Annotated in this window: 16 protein-coding genes; 6 read left to right on the top strand and 10 right to left on the bottom strand. The window is 66.7% G+C overall.

Going from position 1 to position 17,103, the window contains the following annotated elements; translation table 11 throughout:
• Window positions 1-51: 51 nt before the first annotated feature.
• From OKW52_RS17600 to OKW52_RS17615, 4 genes are all read right to left on the bottom strand, one after another.
• Complete coding sequence (locus OKW52_RS17600; RefSeq protein WP_264506853.1) at window positions 52-966, bottom strand: alpha/beta hydrolase fold domain-containing protein; 915 nt, start codon at window positions 964-966, stop codon at window positions 52-54.
• A complete protein-coding gene (locus tag OKW52_RS17605; protein ID WP_264506854.1) occupies window positions 963-1,862 on the bottom strand; it encodes a LysR family transcriptional regulator in 900 nt (299 codons plus the stop codon). The genes OKW52_RS17600 and OKW52_RS17605 overlap by 4 nt, the downstream gene beginning before the upstream one ends.
• Before the next feature lie 138 nt (window positions 1,863-2,000).
• Window positions 2,001-4,778 carry a [protein-PII] uridylyltransferase family protein gene (locus OKW52_RS17610; protein WP_264506855.1) on the bottom strand — a complete coding sequence of 926 codons (2,778 nt, stop codon included), beginning with the start codon at window positions 4,776-4,778 and terminating at the stop codon, window positions 2,001-2,003.
• A 44-nt stretch (window positions 4,779-4,822) separates the two neighbouring features.
• Complete coding sequence (locus OKW52_RS17615) at window positions 4,823-5,761, bottom strand: methyltransferase (RefSeq protein WP_264506856.1); 939 nt, start codon at window positions 5,759-5,761, stop codon at window positions 4,823-4,825.
• Between the two features lie 204 nt (window positions 5,762-5,965).
• Between OKW52_RS17615 and OKW52_RS17620 the strand changes: the two genes are divergently transcribed.
• Together OKW52_RS17620 and OKW52_RS17625 are read left to right on the top strand one after the other, a co-directional pair.
• Complete coding sequence (locus tag OKW52_RS17620) at window positions 5,966-7,021, top strand: serine hydrolase domain-containing protein (RefSeq protein WP_406622282.1); 1,056 nt, start codon at window positions 5,966-5,968, stop codon at window positions 7,019-7,021.
• 241 nt (window positions 7,022-7,262) lie between these two features.
• Complete coding sequence (locus OKW52_RS17625) at window positions 7,263-7,646, top strand: DUF2237 family protein (RefSeq protein ID WP_127105918.1); 384 nt, start codon at window positions 7,263-7,265, stop codon at window positions 7,644-7,646.
• A 577-nt stretch (window positions 7,647-8,223) separates the two neighbouring features.
• Here the strand turns inward: OKW52_RS17625 and trpB are convergent.
• Together trpB and OKW52_RS17640 are read right to left on the bottom strand one after the other, a co-directional pair.
• Window positions 8,224-9,456 carry a tryptophan synthase subunit beta gene (gene trpB / locus OKW52_RS17635; protein WP_264506857.1) on the bottom strand — a complete coding sequence of 411 codons (1,233 nt, stop codon included), beginning with the start codon at window positions 9,454-9,456 and terminating at the stop codon, window positions 8,224-8,226.
• A gap of 28 nt (window positions 9,457-9,484) precedes the next feature.
• Entirely contained in the window at window positions 9,485-10,180 is a 696-nt protein-coding gene (locus OKW52_RS17640; protein WP_264506858.1) for an ankyrin repeat domain-containing protein, read from the bottom strand.
• A 267-nt stretch (window positions 10,181-10,447) separates the two neighbouring features.
• Here OKW52_RS17640 and OKW52_RS17645 point away from each other — a divergent pair, with 267 nt between their 5' ends.
• Complete coding sequence (locus tag OKW52_RS17645; protein ID WP_264506859.1) at window positions 10,448-10,657, top strand: hypothetical protein; 210 nt, start codon at window positions 10,448-10,450, stop codon at window positions 10,655-10,657.
• Between the two features lie 298 nt (window positions 10,658-10,955).
• Entirely contained in the window at window positions 10,956-11,525 is a 570-nt protein-coding gene (locus OKW52_RS17650; RefSeq protein ID WP_264506860.1) for a DUF4394 domain-containing protein, read from the top strand.
• Between the two features lie 25 nt (window positions 11,526-11,550).
• Here the strand turns inward: OKW52_RS17650 and OKW52_RS17655 are convergent, their stop codons facing one another.
• From OKW52_RS17655 to rpsA, 4 genes are all read right to left on the bottom strand, one after another.
• Window positions 11,551-12,192 (bottom strand): phosphoribosylanthranilate isomerase, encoded by a 642-nt coding sequence (locus OKW52_RS17655; RefSeq protein WP_264506861.1) that lies wholly within the window; start codon window positions 12,190-12,192, stop codon window positions 11,551-11,553.
• Window positions 12,193-12,199: 7 nt separating this feature from the next.
• The gene (locus OKW52_RS17660; protein ID WP_264506862.1) at window positions 12,200-12,562 is read right to left on the bottom strand and encodes a LapA family protein; all 363 of its coding nucleotides are present in this window, start codon (window positions 12,560-12,562) and stop codon (window positions 12,200-12,202) included.
• A 9-nt stretch (window positions 12,563-12,571) separates the two neighbouring features.
• Window positions 12,572-12,859 carry an integration host factor subunit beta gene (gene ihfB / locus OKW52_RS17665; protein ID WP_127105902.1) on the bottom strand — a complete coding sequence of 96 codons (288 nt, stop codon included), beginning with the start codon at window positions 12,857-12,859 and terminating at the stop codon, window positions 12,572-12,574.
• 260 nt (window positions 12,860-13,119) lie between these two features.
• Complete coding sequence (rpsA, locus tag OKW52_RS17670; protein ID WP_127105900.1) at window positions 13,120-14,796, bottom strand: 30S ribosomal protein S1; 1,677 nt, start codon at window positions 14,794-14,796, stop codon at window positions 13,120-13,122.
• Window positions 14,797-15,083: 287 nt separating this feature from the next.
• Here rpsA and OKW52_RS17675 point away from each other — a divergent pair, with 287 nt between their 5' ends.
• Both OKW52_RS17675 and OKW52_RS17680 read left to right on the top strand, forming a co-directional pair.
• Entirely contained in the window at window positions 15,084-15,440 is a 357-nt protein-coding gene (locus OKW52_RS17675; RefSeq protein WP_264506863.1) for a DoxX family protein, read from the top strand.
• 93 nt (window positions 15,441-15,533) lie between these two features.
• A complete protein-coding gene (locus OKW52_RS17680; RefSeq protein WP_264506864.1) occupies window positions 15,534-17,084 on the top strand; it encodes an AMP-binding protein in 1,551 nt (516 codons plus the stop codon).
• Window positions 17,085-17,103 lie beyond the last annotated feature (19 nt).

The raw sequence follows: 17,103 nt of genomic DNA on the forward strand, positions 1-17,103 counted from the left end.
ACCCGCGATACCGATGCAAGGGGCCCCAAACGGGGCCCCTTTTTCGTGCGCTCAGCTCTCGACCGCCTGTCCGGCCAGCGCGCGCAAGGCCTTGGCGATGCGCGTAAACGAGTCCCGCGCGCCCTTGGCCATATGCCGCGCGCGCAGATAGCCGTGGACCATGCCCGGCTCCTCGACCAGCGACACCGCGACACCCGCTTCGGCCAGCCGCGCGGCGTATTCCACACCGCTTGAGGCCAGCGGATCGGCCTCGGCGGTGAAGATCGCGGTCGGCGGCAGATCGCCGTATTCCTCGGCGTCCATCGGCCGTGCGGTCACATCGCCCACCGGCACCGGGCCGCCATAGCGCACCGTCTCATAAAACTCGCACTCGGCTGCCGTCAGCATCGGCGCATGGGCGTGGCGGGTGAAACTGGGCATGGTCTTGTCGCCGCCCAGGCCGGGATAGATCAGCACTTGCCCGGCAACATCGCCGGGCCGCGCTGCACTCACCGAGGCCGCCAATGTCCCGCCCGCGCTGTCGCCCGCCAGCACCTTGGGGCCTTTGACCGCATCGACCACGGCCAGACAATCGTCATAGGCGGCGGGGTGGATGTGTTCCGGCACCAGCCGGTAGTCGACGGCGATCATCACCAGCTGCGCCTGCTCGGCCAGTTCGGCCACGATGGCGTCATGGCTCTCCAGACCGCCGACGACGAAGCCGCCGCCGTGGAAATAGATCCCCGTCACGCCGGGCCGCGCCACCGAGGGCGTGTAGCGGCGGCAAGAGACCCCGGCGATGCTGACATCCTCGGCCGTCAGGCCCGCCGGATGTGGCTGGTCGAACTCGGCGCACATCGCATTGTAATAGTCGCGCTGCTGCGCAATCGAGGCCTCAACAGCATCGGCGGGATAGGCAGCCAGCGTCTTGTCGATGAAGGCGCGGATGTCGGCGGGCAGCCAGCTGTAGTCGGTGAGGGGTTTCATGGGGTCTCTCCAAGGGTATCACGCAGGGTAGCGATCAGCTTGCGCCAGACGGCGCGGTGTCGGTTACGGTAATGGATCGCGGCATAGATCGGCTGGGTCAAGACCGGCGCGTCGGCCACCAGTTGCGCCGTCCCGCGTTCGACCAGCCGCCGGGCGACGCGGTCTTCCTGATAGCCCGCCACGCCCAGCGACAGGATCATCCCGCGCACGGTCGCGCCCTGCCCGGCGGCCAGTTCGGGCGCCGCCAGATGGGGCAGAAGCGCGTCATGGCTGCGGGTGAAGGCAGGCGAGAGGTTGGCCAGCGCGTAACGCTCGGGCGTCACCTGATCCAGCCGGGTCAGCCCGGCCTCAGGCGGCGCGACCATGCGGTAGGACAGCTCGCCCAGCGTCTCGAAATGGATGTCGGGCGACGGCTGCGGCGTGAAGATCAGCGCCAGATCCAGGCCGCCCCCCTGCACATCGCGGCACATCTGCGCGGAGTAATCGGCCTCGATATAGAACGCGGCCTGCGGCAACAGCGCGCGCAACCGCGCGATCCAGCGCGCCGGGTCTTCGGCGGCAAGGTCGTTCTGCAGGCCCAGCCGCAGCGTCATCGCCTGCCCGCCCGCGCCCCGCGCTGCCGCGCGCGCCTCGACCATCGCGTGGCGCAAGGCGCGCGCATGCGGCTCGAACCGCAGGCCTTCAGTCGTCAGCTCGCACCCGGCGCGCGACCGGCGCAGCACCGACACGCCCAGCGACCGCTCCAGCGCGGCAATGCGGCCCGAGACGGTGGATTGCGTCACCCCCAGCCGCTCGGCCGAGCGGTGAAAGCTGCGCGTTTCACACAGGTCCAGAAAAGTGTCGATCTGCTCGGGTTGCATGGTGATGACGCTATGCCCGCGCGCCCGCCGCGCCAAGGGGCTGTCCGATCCTGACCCCCGGTGTACCGCGCTTCTTTGCTCTCTAAATATCCCGGGGGGCGGGCCGGAACGGCCCGGTGGGGGGCAGCGCCCCCCGCGCGGCGCGAGCCCCCTCGATGGGGGCGAGCGCCGCCGCTACCTCTCCAGCACCGCGTCGATCACCCCCGAGGCCGCCACCGTCGCCGCCCCCAGCCGCTCCAGCAGCGCCTTGATCGTCGCCGACCCCGTCTCGCGCAGCAGGAAGCCACAGGCCCCTTCGCCCAGCGCCTCGGGATCGGTGATGCGTTCCGCCAGCAGCCGCAGGCAGCATTGTACGCGCCAGAGCAGTCGGTAGCCCGCCAGCAACGCCTCCGCCGCGTCACCCGCGATCAGCCCCGCGCGTTTGCCCGCCGCGATCTGCGCTTCGACCCGCCGCGCCGGGGACGCCGCCTGCAGGGCCAGCATCTGCGCCAGCAGCTCGATATCCTGCAACCGTCCCGGCCCGTCCTTGGCCTCCAGCGCGCCCTGCCCGGGCTTGGCGGCTTTCAGCCGTCCGCGCATGTCGGCGACGTCCCTGGCCACGTCCGCGCCACCCGCCTTCTGCGCCAGCAGCTCGACGCGGAAGGCTTCAACCTCGTCGGCCAGGTCACTCGACCCCGCCACCCGCCGAGCGCGGGTCAGGGCGAGGTGTTCCCAGGTCCAGGCCTCGGTCTGCTGATAGCTCTTGAATGCCTCCAGCGAGGTCGCCACCGGCCCCTGCCGCCCCGAGGGCCGCAGCCGCATGTCCACCTCGTAAAGCTGCCCCTGCGCCATCGGGGCCGACAGCGCCGTCACCAGCGCCTGGGTCAGGCGGGCGTAATAGGGTCGTGCCGCCAGCGGACGCGGGCCGTCCGAGGTTTCCTGCCCCGCCGCGTCATAGATCACGATCAGGTCCAGATCCGACGCCGCATTCAGCCGCCCCGCCCCCAGTGATCCCATCCCCAGCACCACCGCCCCGCGCCCCGGCTTGGGCCCGTGTTTGCGGGCGAAATCAGCGGTGACGGCGGGCCAGACGGCGGCGATCACCGCATCGGCCAGCGCGGCGTATTGCCCGCCCGCCTCGGCGGCGTCGATCAGGCCGCGCAGGTGATGCACCCCGATGCGGAAATGCCATTCCTTCATCCAGACCCGCGCCGCATCAAGCTTGCGCTCATAATCCCCCGCAGCCTCAAGCTTGGTGGTCAGATCCGCCGTCAGCGCCGCCGCTCCCGGCCAGTCGGCAAAGAACCCGCCGCCGATCACCGCGTCGAACACCCCCGCGTTGCGTGCCAGATACTGGCCCAGCACCGACGAGGTGGTCAGGATGTCGATCAGCAGGTCAATCAGCGTCGGATTGGCCTCGAACAGCGAAAACAGCTGCACCCCGGCGGGCAGGCCTGACAGGAAATGGTCAAAGCCGACGATCGCCTCGTCCGGCGTGGCCGAGCGCAAGAGCCGCGTGAGGATATCAGGCTCAAGCCGGGTGAAGATCTCCTGTGCACGGGCCGAGCGCAGGGCGGGATACGAGCGCCAGCCGCGCACGATGTTGCGCTGCTGATCGCTGAGTTCGGGGCGCGGCGTGGCCTCGCCGGGTTGGAAGAAGTCCTCGGTCAGCGCCGCGACCCGTTCCAGCCGCCCGCGCAAACCGCGCAGATAGGCATCGGTGTCGCCCTCGCCCTCGAACCGGGCAATGCGGTCCCAGTTTTCGCGGGTATTGGGCAGGATCTGCGTCTGCGTGTCGTGGACCATTTGCAGCCGGTGCTCCAGCTGCCGGTGATCGCGGTAGAGCGCCGTCAACTCCTGCGCGACGCTTTCGGGCACCCAGCCCTTGGCCGCCAGCGCCGCCAGCCCGCCCACCGTATCGCGGCGGCGCAGGTCGGTGTCACGGCCCCCGGCGATCAGCTGGCGGGTCTGGGTGAAGAACTCGATCTCGCGGATGCCGCCCTGCCCCAACTTCAGGTTATGCCCATCGAGCACCAGCGCGCCCGCCAGCCCCTTGTGTTCGCGGATACGGCGGATCATCTCATGCGCGTCCTGAATCGACGCAAAATCCAGATGCCGCCGCCAGACGAAGGGTCGCAGCACCTCCTGAAATTTCTCGCCCGCCATCAGGTCGCCCGCGCAGGGCCGCGCCTTGATCCACGCCGCACGTTCCCACGTCCGCCCGAGGCTCTCGTAATACCGCTCGGCCGCTTCCATCGAGATGCACACCGGCGTCACGCTGGCATCGGGCCGCAGGCGCAGATCGGTGCGGAACACATAGCCTTCGCCCGTCGGGTCGTTGAGCATCGCCGCCATCTTGCGCGTGGCGCGGATGAAGGCCTGACGCGCCTCGACCCACGTATCAGGCTCAAAGCGGCTCTCGTCAAAGAGGCAGATCAGGTCGATGTCGGACGAGTAGTTCAACTCGCCCGCACCCATCTTGCCCATGGCGAAGACCACCATGCCCGCGCCGTTTTCCTCATCCCCCGGTTCGGCACCGGGGATCTTGCCGCGGCGGATCTCCTCGGCCAGATGCGTGGCCAGCGCGCGCTGCACGGCGGTATCGGCAAGGCGGGTGAGCGCACCGGTAACCTGTTCCAGCGACCACACGCCGCCCAGATCGGCCAGCGCCGCCAACAGCCCCACCCGCCGTTTGGCGCGGCGCAGGGCCGAGCCGGTCGCAGCGGGCCCATCCGGGGTCAGCGCACCCAGCACGCCGTCCAGCGCCGCCTCGGGCGACGTGGCGAGCGCCGCGCGCAGCCAGTCCTGTTCCTGCCCCATGATCTGCTTGAGAAACGGGCTGCACCCCGCCGCGCCCGCCAGCAGGCCGCGCAGCTCGGGCGCAAGATCGGCGAAGCTTTCGGCGATGTCACGCCCGGCGGCGGGATCGAAGGGCAAGGGCGAGCGGGTGAGTCGGTGCGCGAAATCATTCATAGGGTGATTAGCCATCGGGCAGCGGCTGAGGTCAACGCCAGCCCTCAGGCCAGCACGGCATCTTCGCCGTCGCTCTGCCACCGGGCCTGCCGCGCAAGACCCTGCGCCACCACGACAAACCCGTGGATCGCCGCCCCCCGGTCCCGGCGCAGCACCGCGTCGCTGATCTGCACCGCCGTAAACCCCGCCGCCGCCAGCACGCCCTCGACGTAGTCCCGCGAATGGGCAAAGCGGCGGCTTTCGCGCAGGGTCAGCGGCGCCTCGCCCGCCTCAACCGTAAAGGCCAACACGCCCTCAGGCGTCAGCGACCCGGCGCACCACGCGACGATCCGCTCCAGCGCGCCAAGGTAGACGAAAACATCGGCTGCAAGGATCAGATCATACTGCGCGCCCAGTTCCAGCTCGGCCAGATCGGCCTTGTCCAGCTGGTCATAGACCCCCTTCGCCTGCGCCTGCGCCAGCATCGCCGCCGACAGATCGCAGCCCTCCAGCCAGCCGACAGCACCGCGAAACGCCTCACCGGCCAGCCCGGTGCCACAGCCCAGATCCATCGCGCGGGCAAAATGCCGCCCGCTGAGCGCGGCCTGCAGCAGATCGGGCGCGCGGTAGTCCAGTTTCTCCACCAGCGCGGTGTCGAACTTGGCGGCGTATTGGTCGAACAGCGTCTCGACAAAGGCGGCGGGCAGCGTCTCGATCACCGGCACCCGGCGCGCCAGATCGCGCTTGATCCCCGCGCCCAGCCGGTCGGCCGGGTCCAGCGCCAAGGCCCGCTCCCATGCGGTAGAAGCGGCATCAAGCGCGCCCGCTCCCTCGTGCCACTCGCCCAGACGGAACCAGCCCGCGGCCCAGTCGGGCACCCGCTCCAACGCCTCGGTCAACAGCTCGATCGCCGCCGCCAGATCACCCGCCGCCGCCAGCCCTTCGGCAAAGGCAAACCGCCGATCCACGATCAGGTCGCCCGAGGACGCGCCCCACGCTGCCATTCTCACGCTTTCAAAGGGGATCGGCCGTTGGCCAGCTGGCCGCACGACGGACCCGAGCACAGCGCCCGGCCCGTCAGGCCCGCGTTGCAAGCGCTGCGATACGGCGGCGCAAGGCCAGCCGTCAAGAGGGATCGCAGGCTTTGCCGCCTCGTCACGCTTGTCTTGACGCGCGCGCGTGTCACAGTGGCAGCGGGAGGAGCGATCATGCGCAAATTTTTCAAGAGATTGGGCTGGGTGCTGCTGGCGCTCATAGTGCTGGCCGCCGCTGTGGGCTTCTGGAAGCGCGAGGATCTGACGCGGCTGATGGCGGTCAATTCGCTGTTCGCCGAGGACCGCATCGTGCAGAATTTCTCGCATATGGACACGCTGTTCCACAGCGCCCCCATGCAGGGCGGCACGCCCTCGGTCCTGCCGCAGGGCACGCAAGCGCAGATGCCCGAGGGGTTCGATGCGTGGCAAGAGGCGCGCCATGTGACCGCCACGGTGGTCTTGCACGATGGCGCGCTGGTGTATGAGAATTACCGTCTCGGCACCGAGCCGCAGGATCTGCGCGTCTCGTGGTCGGTGGCGAAAAGTGCGCTGTCGTTGCTGCTGGGCACGCTGGTCGCCGATGGCACGATCCCCGATCTGGACGCCCCGGTGACGCAATACGCGCCCGAACTGCGCGGCTCGGCCTATGAGAGCGCCAGCATCCGCAACGTGCTGAACATGGCCTCGGGCGTGGCGTTCAACGAGGACTATCTCGACTTCTGGTCCGACATCAACCGCATGGGCCGGGTGCTGGCACTGGGCGGCTCGATGGACGGGTTCTCGGCCGGGCAGACCGGGCGCATCGCCCCGCCGGGCACCGAATGGCATTATGTGTCGATTGATACGCATGTGATCAGCATGGTGATCCGCGGGGCCACGGGCCGCTCGATCCCCGATCTGATGCAGGAACGCCTGTTCATCCCGCTGGGGCTGGAACGCGCGCCTTATTACGTGACCGACGGCCACGGCGTCGCCTTTGTGCTGGGCGGGCTGAACCTGACGACGCGCGACTATGCGCGGCTGGGTCAGCTGGTCGAGCAGGGTGGCGTCTGGCAGGGCCGCCAGATCATCCCCGCCGATTGGGTTGCCGTGTCCACCGCCGCCAGCGCGCCGGGCGATGTCGGCTATGGCTATCAGTGGTGGATCCCCCCGCGGCTGCGCCGGGTGAGGTCTACGCGCGCGGCGTCTATGGTCAGTTCATCTGGATCGACCGCGACCGCGATGTGGTGATCGCCGTGAACAGTGCCGACCGCGCGTTCCGCGAACCGGGGGTCATGGACGCCAACATCGCCATGCTCCGCGCCATTGCCGACAGTCTTTCACCGCAGGCCACACCCCAGCCCGAGGAATAGCCAATGTCCGGCATGCCCCCGGTGGCCCACACGGCATGCCTAAGGGCATGTGATCTGGGGCGGGCTTTCGATCTGTGCTAGGCTGCGCGCCAAAGCCCGCAACGGCAAAAGGAGACACCATGCCCGACGCTTCACTCAACGTGCTGGGCGGAGCGCTGGAAGCCTGCTCACTGGACCCGGTGACCGGCTTCTATCGCAACGGCTGCTGCGACACCGGCGACGAGGATACCGGTCGTCACACCGTCTGCGCCGAGATGACGGCCGAGTTTCTGGCCTTCTCCAAGTACCTCGGCAATGACCTGAGCACCCCGCGCCCCGAATACGGCTTTGCCGGGCTCAAGCCCGGCGACCAGTGGTGCTTGTGCGCCGCGCGCTTCCTGCAGGCCCATGACGAAGGTGCCGCCCCGCGTGTCCGCCTGCGCGCCACCCACCTTGCCACGCTGGCCATCGTCCCGCTGGACGTGCTGCAAAGCTGCGCCGTGGATGAGGGCAGCGGCCTGTGACCATGTGTCTCTTGCACCAACGCAGGGCGCGGCGCAGATACCGTGCATGATACCGCCCCGTTTCGACATCACCCCTGAACAGATCGACGCCGTCGTCGCCGAGTTCTACGCGCTCATCCGCCAGCATCCGGGCCTTGGGCCGGTCTTTGCCGCCCATGTCACCGACTGGCCCGCGCATGAGGCCAGGATCGCCGGCTTCTGGCGCAACGCGATCCTGTTTGAGCGCAGCTATGACGGCAATCCGATGCTGGTGCACAAGGCCGCCGGCAACGTCCGGCCCGGCATGTTCTCCCCCTGGCTCGGCCTGTTCGAACTGGCGCTCAACCGCCAGCTCCCCCCGACATCGCCAAGGCCTGGCTCACGCTGGCCGAACGCATCGGCACCAGCCTGCGCGCCGGTCTGGTCGAGCGCCACAACGACGGCCCGCCGATCCTGCGCTGACATAAAAAAGGGCACCGAACGGCGCCTCTTCTTTGCTCTGAAAATATCCCGGGGGCGGGCCTGCAAGGCCCGGCGGGGGCAGCGCCCCCGAGCGGGCCGAGGGGCTCGATGCCCCCGAGGCCCGCCACCGCCAGCCTCAGACCTTCATCTCAAAGCCCAGATGCTTGGCCACGGTGAAGATGTCCTTGTCGCCGCGCCCCGAGAGGTTCACCACGATGATGTGGTCCTTGGGCAGACCCGGTGCGATCTTGGCGACATGGGCCATCGCATGCGCGCTTTCCAGCGCCGGGATGATGCCCTCGGTCCGGCACAGCTGCTGGAAGGCTTCCAGCGCCTCGTCATCGGTGATCGAGACATATTCGGCCCGGCCGATGTCGTGCAGCCATGAATGTTCCGGCCCGATGCCGGGATAATCCAGACCCGCCGAAATCGAGTGTCCCTCAAGGATCTGGCCGTCCGCGTCCTGCAGCAGATACGTCCGGTTGCCGTGCAGCACGCCGGGGCGTCCGCCGGTCAGCGAGGCGCAATGCTCCATGCGGTCGTCGACGCCGTGGCCCCCGGCCTCGACCCCGATGATGCGCACCGATTCGTCATCGAGGAACGGGTGGAACAGCCCCATCGCGTTCGAGCCACCGCCAACACAGGCGACGATGGTGTCGGGCAGACGGCCGACGCCTTCCTGCTCTTCCAGCTGCCAGCGGGTTTCCTTGCCGATGATCGACTGGAAATCGCGCACCATCGCCGGATAGGGGTGCGGACCGGCCACGGTGCCGATGCAATAGAACGTGTCGCGCACGTTGGTCACCCAATCGCGCAGCGCATCGTTCATCGCGTCTTTCAGCGTACCGCGACCGCTGGTGACGGGAATCACCTCGGCCCCCAGCAGGCGCATGCGGAACACGTTGGGGGCCTGACGTTCGGCGTCGGTAGCGCCCATGTAGACGATGCACTTCAGCCCGAACTTGGCGCAGACGGTGGCCGTGGCCACGCCGTGCTGGCCCGCGCCGGTTTCGGCGATGATCCGGGTCTTGCCCATGCGGCGTGCCAGAATGATCTGGCCCAGCACGTTGTTGATCTTGTGGGCGCCGGTGTGGTTCAGCTCTTCGCGCTTGAGGTAAACCTTGGCCCCGCCCAGCTCATCCGTCAGGCGCTGCGCCAGATACAGCGGCGAGGGGCGGCCCACATAGTTTTTCCACAGATCGTCCATCTCGGCCCAGAATGTCGGGTCGGTCTTGGCGAACTCGTAGCGTTCCTCAAGTTCAAGGATCAGCGGCATCAGCGTTTCCGAGACGAAACGTCCACCAAAGATACCGAACCGCCCCGCATCATCGGGGCCGCTCATGAAGGAATTTTTCAGGTCATCAGGCATGGGGATCCCCCTCGTGGCTTGTCTCTGCCTACTCTGTTCCGCCTGCCTCCTGCAACATGGCAATGACATCCGCAAAGCGCTCTTCGGGGTCAAAGGCCAGATTACCGGGGTCATGGGTGCTTTGAGGACGCGCGCCGTTCGCACGGGTCCGCGTCAGGTCGTGACGCAAGCGCGCCAGCGGGGTCAGCCCACCGCTGTCTTGGCCGTTTGGATCGGCGCCTGCGTCCAGAACGACGCGCAGCACCGCGACCTGCGCGCTTCGCGCCGCGCGGTGGCACAGGGTTTCCCACCCTTCGGCGTTGGGCCAGCGGGTCTGCGCTGACAGCCCGTTGTCAAGCAGCCAGGCGAGAACCTGCGGACGCGGCGGACGCATGGCGCGGTCGGCCAGCCGTCGCAGATCTGGCGTCAGATCAGCGCCTCCGTCAACCATCGCCTGCAGCACGTCAGGACTGGGGCACGAGCCAAACGCCAGAACAGGCCGTCGGCTGGACCCTGCAAGCGGGCGCACGCCCGTGCTGTCTGCCTGCGGGGCGGCTGCGCTGACAACGGGGCTGACGTTGGGATCGGCACCGCGCGACAGGGCACGGCGCACGCCCTCGGCATCGCAGGTGCTGAGCGCGCTGCGCAGCGCGGCGTCCAGCGCGGGCGGGCTGCGTGCCTTCTCGAGGCTGCAATAGGCAACCAACCCGCCCGCCGTCACCCCCACCCCTACCAGAACGATCACAACAGATGACAACCGCCGCGACGGGCGTTCCCCTTCAGGGCCTTGCACCGGGCCTTTTTTCCGGTCTTGCGTCATGCGGCCCACGGTAGCGCCGCGCCGACAGGGTTCAACCCCCGGTCCGGTAACTCTTTTCACCCGCGTGGCACTCTTTTGGCGGATAATCCGCCGTACGCCGGAAAAACTTCACAGCTGCGTGAAACTATCTGAACACGCGCGCGTTATCACCTGTAACCCGCGCAAGACGGTCCCCGCACTCTGGAGTCCCTCATGGCCCACCGCCTTCTCGTCCTCCCCATCATCGCCCTGCTCGCGCAGGGGGCGCTGGCGGCGTCTCCCGCGCGCAGCACGCAGGCCAGCGGCTCGGTCGCCACGGCCTCGATCACCATGGGCCTTACCGGTACGCTCGTCATGACGCCGCGTGTTCCCGATGCATCGCTTGATGAGGCAGCGAAAGACCGCGCGCTCACGGATCTGTGAGCGTCGCGTGTTGAAACCGTAGCGCGCCTCTCCTGTTGGTTTGGCAAGGCACCGGTACTCGGCAGCCAGTCCAGACTGATGAGGTTTCCCATGCGTTTGATCCTGACACTCTCGACCGCCGCGCTTGTGGCGGGCACTGCCGCCTCTGCGCAGACCGCCATTGGCCTGACAGGCGACAGCACGTTGGTGGTGATCGACACAACAACCGCAACGGTGACGGATACCGTCGAGCTGACCTCGGGCCGGCTGCTGGGCATCGACTGGCGGCCCAATACCGAGCAACTGATCGGCGTGACCAATGACTGGCAAGTGGTCAACATCGACTGGCGCACGGGCAGAGATCAGCACCATCGTCAATGTGAACGAGCGCCTGCCAATCGAAGACGGCGTGCCGGTGATTGTCGAGATCAACCCGCAAGCCGATGCCTTGCGCTTCATGTCCGGTACGGTCAACCAGCGTGTCGATCTGACGTCGGGCGCGGTCGAGATGGACGGGCCGCTCAGCTTTGACCCGCAGGGAGAGCACAACACCCAGACCCCGATGGTCGTGGGCAGCGCCTATCTCAACAGCGTCGGCCGTCCGACCGAGACGGCGATGTACAACATCGACACCGAGATGAGCGCGCTCTTGATGCAGAGCCCGCCGAATGACGGCACCAATGTTGTGATCGGGATGCTGGGCGAACAGCTGTCGGGGCCTGTCGGCTTTGACATTGCAAGTTCGGCCGAGGGGGAAAACACCGCGTGGCTGGCGGCGAATGGCGCGCTCAATGTCGTGGATCTTGAAACCGGGGCCGTCACGCAGTCGTGGGAACTGCAAGGCGTCGACGGTGAGATCCGCGATCTGGCGATCGTTCCGACGCCCTGACCGTGTGCCGCGAAGCCCGCCCGCGTCAGCCCTTCGCGGCTGCCGTGAAGCGGGCAATCGCGTCGGCGTCCTTGACGCCCGGCGCGCTTTCAACGCCCGACGAGACATCGACCTGCGTCGCCCCGGTGAGCAGTATCGCCTCGCGCACATTGTCCGGCGTCAGCCCCCCGGCCAGCATCCACGGCACCGGCCAGCGCCGCCCCGCGATCAGGCGCCAGTCAAACGCCAGCCCGTTGCCGCCCGGCAGCACGGCATCGCGCGGCGGTTTGGCATCGACCAGCAGCATGTCGGCCACGCTGCCATAGGTGGTCAGCGCGTCCAGATCCTCGGGCCCGGCAACCCCGACCGCCTTCATCACCGGCAACCCGTGACGGGCGCGCAGTTCGGCCACGCGCTCGGGCGATTCTGTGCCGTGCAGTTGCAGGATATCCAGCGGAACCTCGGCCAGAACAGCATCCAGCAGCGCGTCATCCGGATTGACGAACAGCCCGACACGCGCCAGCCCGACCGGCGACGCCAGCGACAGGTCGCGCGCTTGCGCGATGCTCACCGCGCGGGGGGATTTGGGGAAAAACACCAGCCCGCCATAGGCGGCCTGCGCGGCAACCACGGCGTCAATGTCCTGCGGCCGGGTCAGCCCGCAGATCTTCACTCGGATCGCAGACATCGCGGACTCACGCGTCCTTGTCGTCAAGGATCGCCAGCACCTGATCGCGCGGCGCGGTGCTGGTGGTGTTGGCTGGCGCGGCGGGCGTTGTGCCCGCGTTGACCCGCGCCAGTTCTTTTTGCGCCTTCTTGCCCTCAACCCGCTGGCCACGCTCGCGCAGCCATTCCCAGATCAGGCCCAGCACCAGACCAAGCCCGACGGCCAGCCCGACGATCACAAACAGCGGCAAGGTCAGCGCGTAACCAAACCCGATGAAAGCAGTCACGGTATCGGGCCACAGGGCCAGCGTCACCGGGTCACGGTTGGCCAGCGCCACGGTGACACAGAGCAGCAGGATGATGGCAAGAAAGGCGTAGCGTAGGTATTTCATAGGGTCAGATCAGGGCTCCAGCCCGTTCAGCCGGTCACGCAACAGCTTGCCGGTCTTAAAGAAGGGGACGCATTTTTCCTCGACCTCGACGGTATCGCCGGTTCGCGGATTACGCCCAACCCTCGCATCTCTTTGTTTGACCGAGAATGCGCCAAAACCGCGCAACTCGACCCGCTCGCCGCGCGAGAGCGCCTCGATGATCTCGTCAAAAAAGGTGTTAACAATTCGCTCAACGTCCCGCTGGTAAAGGTGCGGGTTGGCTTCGGCTAGTTTCTGGATCAGCTCTGAACGGATCATTGCCTCCCCCCAGGTGGCACATAGTTGAAAAAATGATGCCTTTTCAGGACACCGCGAAGTCTTGTCGACTATAGGACTTTCAAACACACACACAACGAAAACTGCACGAATCCGCATGTTTGCGCCGTCAAATCTCGTTTGGCAGGCATTTGCCCCGCAGAGCGCTGTCGCTTTTGTGACGTTGCGTCGCGAGATCGTTTCCCAAAAACGCGAAGGGCCCCGCTTTCGCGGGGCCCTGTGCTTGTTTTGGCAACCGAAGCTTAGGTGCGGTCGCGCAGAGCGGCGCCGAGGATGTCGCCCAGCGACGCACCGGCATCCGACGAGCCGTACTGTTCCACGGCTTCTTTCTCTTCGGCGATCTCGCGGGCTTTGATCGACAGGCCCAGCTTGCGGGTCTTCGAATCAACCGAGGTCACACGCACGTCCAGCTTGTCGCCGACGCCGAAGCGCTCAGGACGCTGGTCGACGCGGTCACGGGCCAGATCCGACCGACGGATGAAGGATTTCATGCCGTTGTAGTCGACCTCGATGCCGCCTTCTTCGATCATCGTGACTTCGACCGTGATGATCGAGCCGCGCTTCACGCCGTCAACGGCTTCCGAGAAGGTGTCGGCGCCCAGAGCCTTGATCGACAGCGAGATACGCTCGCGCTCGACGTCGACTTCCAGAACGGCGGCCTGCACCACGTCGCCCTTGCGGTACTGCTGGATGGCTTCTTCGCCGCGCTGATCCCACGACAGGTCCGACAGGTGGACCATGCCGTCGATATCGCCGTCGAGGCCGATGAACAGACCGAATTCGGTGATGTTCTTGACTTCGCCTTCGATACCCGAACCAGCGGGGTGCGATTCAGCAAACACTTCCCACGGGTTGCGTTGGGTCTGCTTGAGGCCCAGCGACACGCGGCGCTTGGCGCTGTCGATTTCCAGCACCATGACTTCGACTTCTTGCGAGGTCGAGACGATCTTGCCGGGGTGCACGTTCTTCTTGGTCCAGCTCATTTCCGAGACGTGGACCAGACCTTCGACACCCGGCTCCAGCTCGACGAACGCGCCGTAATCGGTGATGTTGGTCACGCGGCCCTTGTGGACCGACGCCAGAGGATAGCTGGCCTCGACCGAATCCCACGGATCGGCTTGCAGCTGCTTGATGCCCAGGCTGATGCGGTGGGTTTCCTTGTTGATCTTGATGACCTGAACCTTGAGGCTCTGGCCGATCGACAGGACTTCGGACGGGTGGTTGATGCGGCGCCAGGCCATATCGGTGACGTGCAGCAGGCCATCAACGCCGCCGAGGTCAACGAAGGCACCGTATTCGGTGATGTTCTTGACCACACCATCCAGCACCTGACCTTCGGCCAGTTTGCCGATGACTTCAGCACGCTGTTCGGCGCGGCTCTCTTCCAGAATGGCGCGGCGCGAGACAACGATGTTGCCACGGCGACGGTCCATTTTCAGGATCTGGAACGGCTGCTTCAGACCCATCAGCGGGCCGGCATCGCGCACGGGGCGCACATCGACCTGGCTGCCGGGCAGGAAGGCCACAGCACCGCCCAGATCGACGGTGAAGCCGCCTTTGACGCGGCCAAAGATCGCGCCTTCGACACGCTCTTCTTTTTCGTAAGCTTTTTCCAGACGGTCCCAGGCGGCTTCGCGGCGGGCCTTCTCACGGCTCACAACGGCTTCGCCACGGGCGTTTTCGACGCGCTCGAGGTAAACCTCGACTTCGTCGCCGACTTCAACCTCGGGGGCTTCGCCCGGGTTTGCGAATTCTTTCAGGTCGACGCGACCTTCCATCTTGTAGCCCACGTCGATAATGGCTTGGCCCGCCTCGATGGCGATGACCCTGCCTTTGACAACCGTCCCTTCAGAGGGGGTGTCAATTTCAAAGCTCTCTTCAAGAAGAGCTTCGAATTCAGCCATGCTGTTAGCGCTCATGTATGTCAGTTCCTTTGGGTCTGTTTCACTGGCCAGACGGTTGGCTCCGCCGGTCTTATCCTGCCCGTTCAAGAAAGCCGAAAGCGGGCGCCAGAACGGACGCCCGTTGCAAGCTCGCCTCGGGATGGGGCGGGCTATAGACCGAATGTGCCCGGCTGGCAAGCGTTCCGGCCTTGTTTTGCGGGGTGCGGAGTCCCTTGACGGCCTCAGGCAGCTTGCGCACCGTATCGGCGTGGCGAACTAGGGGGTCAAAATGCGCGAGATCCACTTTGAACCGGACGGGATGGGTGCTGTCAGCACTGTTTGCGCTGTTCATGCTGGGGGCCTCGGTCGCGCCCAAGCTGCTGGGCCTGCCCGTGGCCACGCAGACACTGACCGATCTGGGCTGGCCCGATGCGCCGGTGCTGCTGATCGGCGGGCTCGAACTGCTCTGCACCCTGCTCTATTTGTGGCCCGCCACCAGCGTTCTGGGCGCGGTTTTGATGATGGCGATCCTTGGCGGCGCGATCACCACGCAGTTGCGCGCGGGCTCGCCCCTGGCCAGCCACACGCTGTTCGGCATCTATCTGGGTGTGCTGATGTGGGCCGGGCTCTGGCTGCGCAGCCCGGCCTTGCGGCGGTTGTTCCCGCTGCGGCGCGGCTGACAACGACCCCTTCCCGACTGCGTGAGCGCAGGCCCGGCAGGACTAGGCACACGCCCGCTTGCTGCTAAGCTGCCCGCCGAGGGAGGAACTACCATGACCATCTATACGAGCCCGTACCCGGATGTAGCGATCCGCGACATCAGCATCACCGAGTACGTTTTCAACGGCATAGCCCCCGAGGCCACCGTGCTGATCGACGGCCCCACCGGGCGCACGGTGACCGGCGCGCAGTTTGTGGCCGGGGTCAAGGCACTGGCCGGCGGGCTGACGGCGCGCGGCTACGCGCCGGGCGGGTGCGTCGCGCTGATGGCCCCCAATATCCCCGAGTTCTGCACCGTCTTTCATGCCGTCGCCTGGGCGGGTGGCACCGTGACCACGGTAAACCCGACCTACACCGCGCCGGAGCTGCGTCACCAGCTGATCGACGCGGGTGCCGAACTGCTGGTGACCATTGCGCCTTTCCTCGACACGGCCAAGGCGGCGGTTGAGGGCACGCGGGTGCGCGAAATCATCCTGATCGGTCCGGATGTCGGCGAAACGCGTGGCCTTGCCGCCTTCATGGGCCAGCCGCTGGCCAGACAGGCCCCCGTTGATCTGGACGATCATGTCGTCTGCCTGCCCTATTCCTCGGGCACCACCGGATTGCCCAAGGGTGTGATGCTGACCCATCGCAACCTGAGTGTGAACATGGCGCAATCGCTGGCTCTGGCCCCGCTGGTCGAGCGCGAGCACACCGTCGCCTTCCTGCCGTTCTTCCATATCTACGGGCTGCAGGTGTTGATGAACTTCTACCTCGGCTCGGGCGGGACATTGGTCACGGTGCCACGCTTCGACCTCGAGCAGTTCCTGACGCTTTGCCAACAGCACCGCACACCGCGCATGTGGGTGGTGCCGCCGGTGGCGCTGGCGCTGGCCAAGCATCCCATCGTCGACCGCTTCGATCTTTCGGCACTGGTGCAGGTCAACTCAGCCGCCGCGCCTTTGGGGGCCGAGGTGGCCGACGCCATGGGCACCCGCCTGAACACCGCCGCGACGCAGGGTTACGGCATGACCGAGGCCAGCCCCGTCACCCATATCACCCCGCGCGGCAAGGGGCGCGCCGGGGCGTCGGGCGTGACGATCCCCAACACCCAGTGCCGCATCGTGGACCCTGTCACGCTGCGCGATCTGCCGACCGGCGAGGATGGCGAGATCTGGGTGAAGGGGCCGCAGGTGATGAAAGGGTATCTGGGCAACCCCAAAGCCACCGCCGAGACCATCGTTGACGGCTGGCTGCGCACCGGCGACATCGGGCATTTCGATGCCGATGGCTACCTGTTCATCACCGACCGGCTGAAAGAACTGATCAAAGTCAAGGGGTTCCAGGTCGCCCCGGCCGAGCTGGAGGCGCTGCTGCTGACCCATCCCGCAATCGCCGATGCCGCTGTCATCGGCGTCAAGGACGCCGAGGCAGGCGAAGTGCCGATGGCGTTCATCGTCGCAGCCAGCGCGCCGACACTGGCCGAGGTACAGGCGTTCCTCGACCCGCAGGTGTCGCATTACAAGCAGATCAAGCGGCTTGAGGTGGTGGACGCGATCCCGAAATCCGCCTCGGGCAAGATCCTGCGCCGCTTGCTGCGCGACAGGATGGCCGAGAGTGCGTGACGCAAAAGGGGCGCGGCAT

Source organism: Pararhodobacter zhoushanensis, assembly GCF_025949695.1.
In the GTDB taxonomy this organism is placed as follows: domain Bacteria; phylum Pseudomonadota; class Alphaproteobacteria; order Rhodobacterales; family Rhodobacteraceae; genus Pararhodobacter; species Pararhodobacter zhoushanensis_A.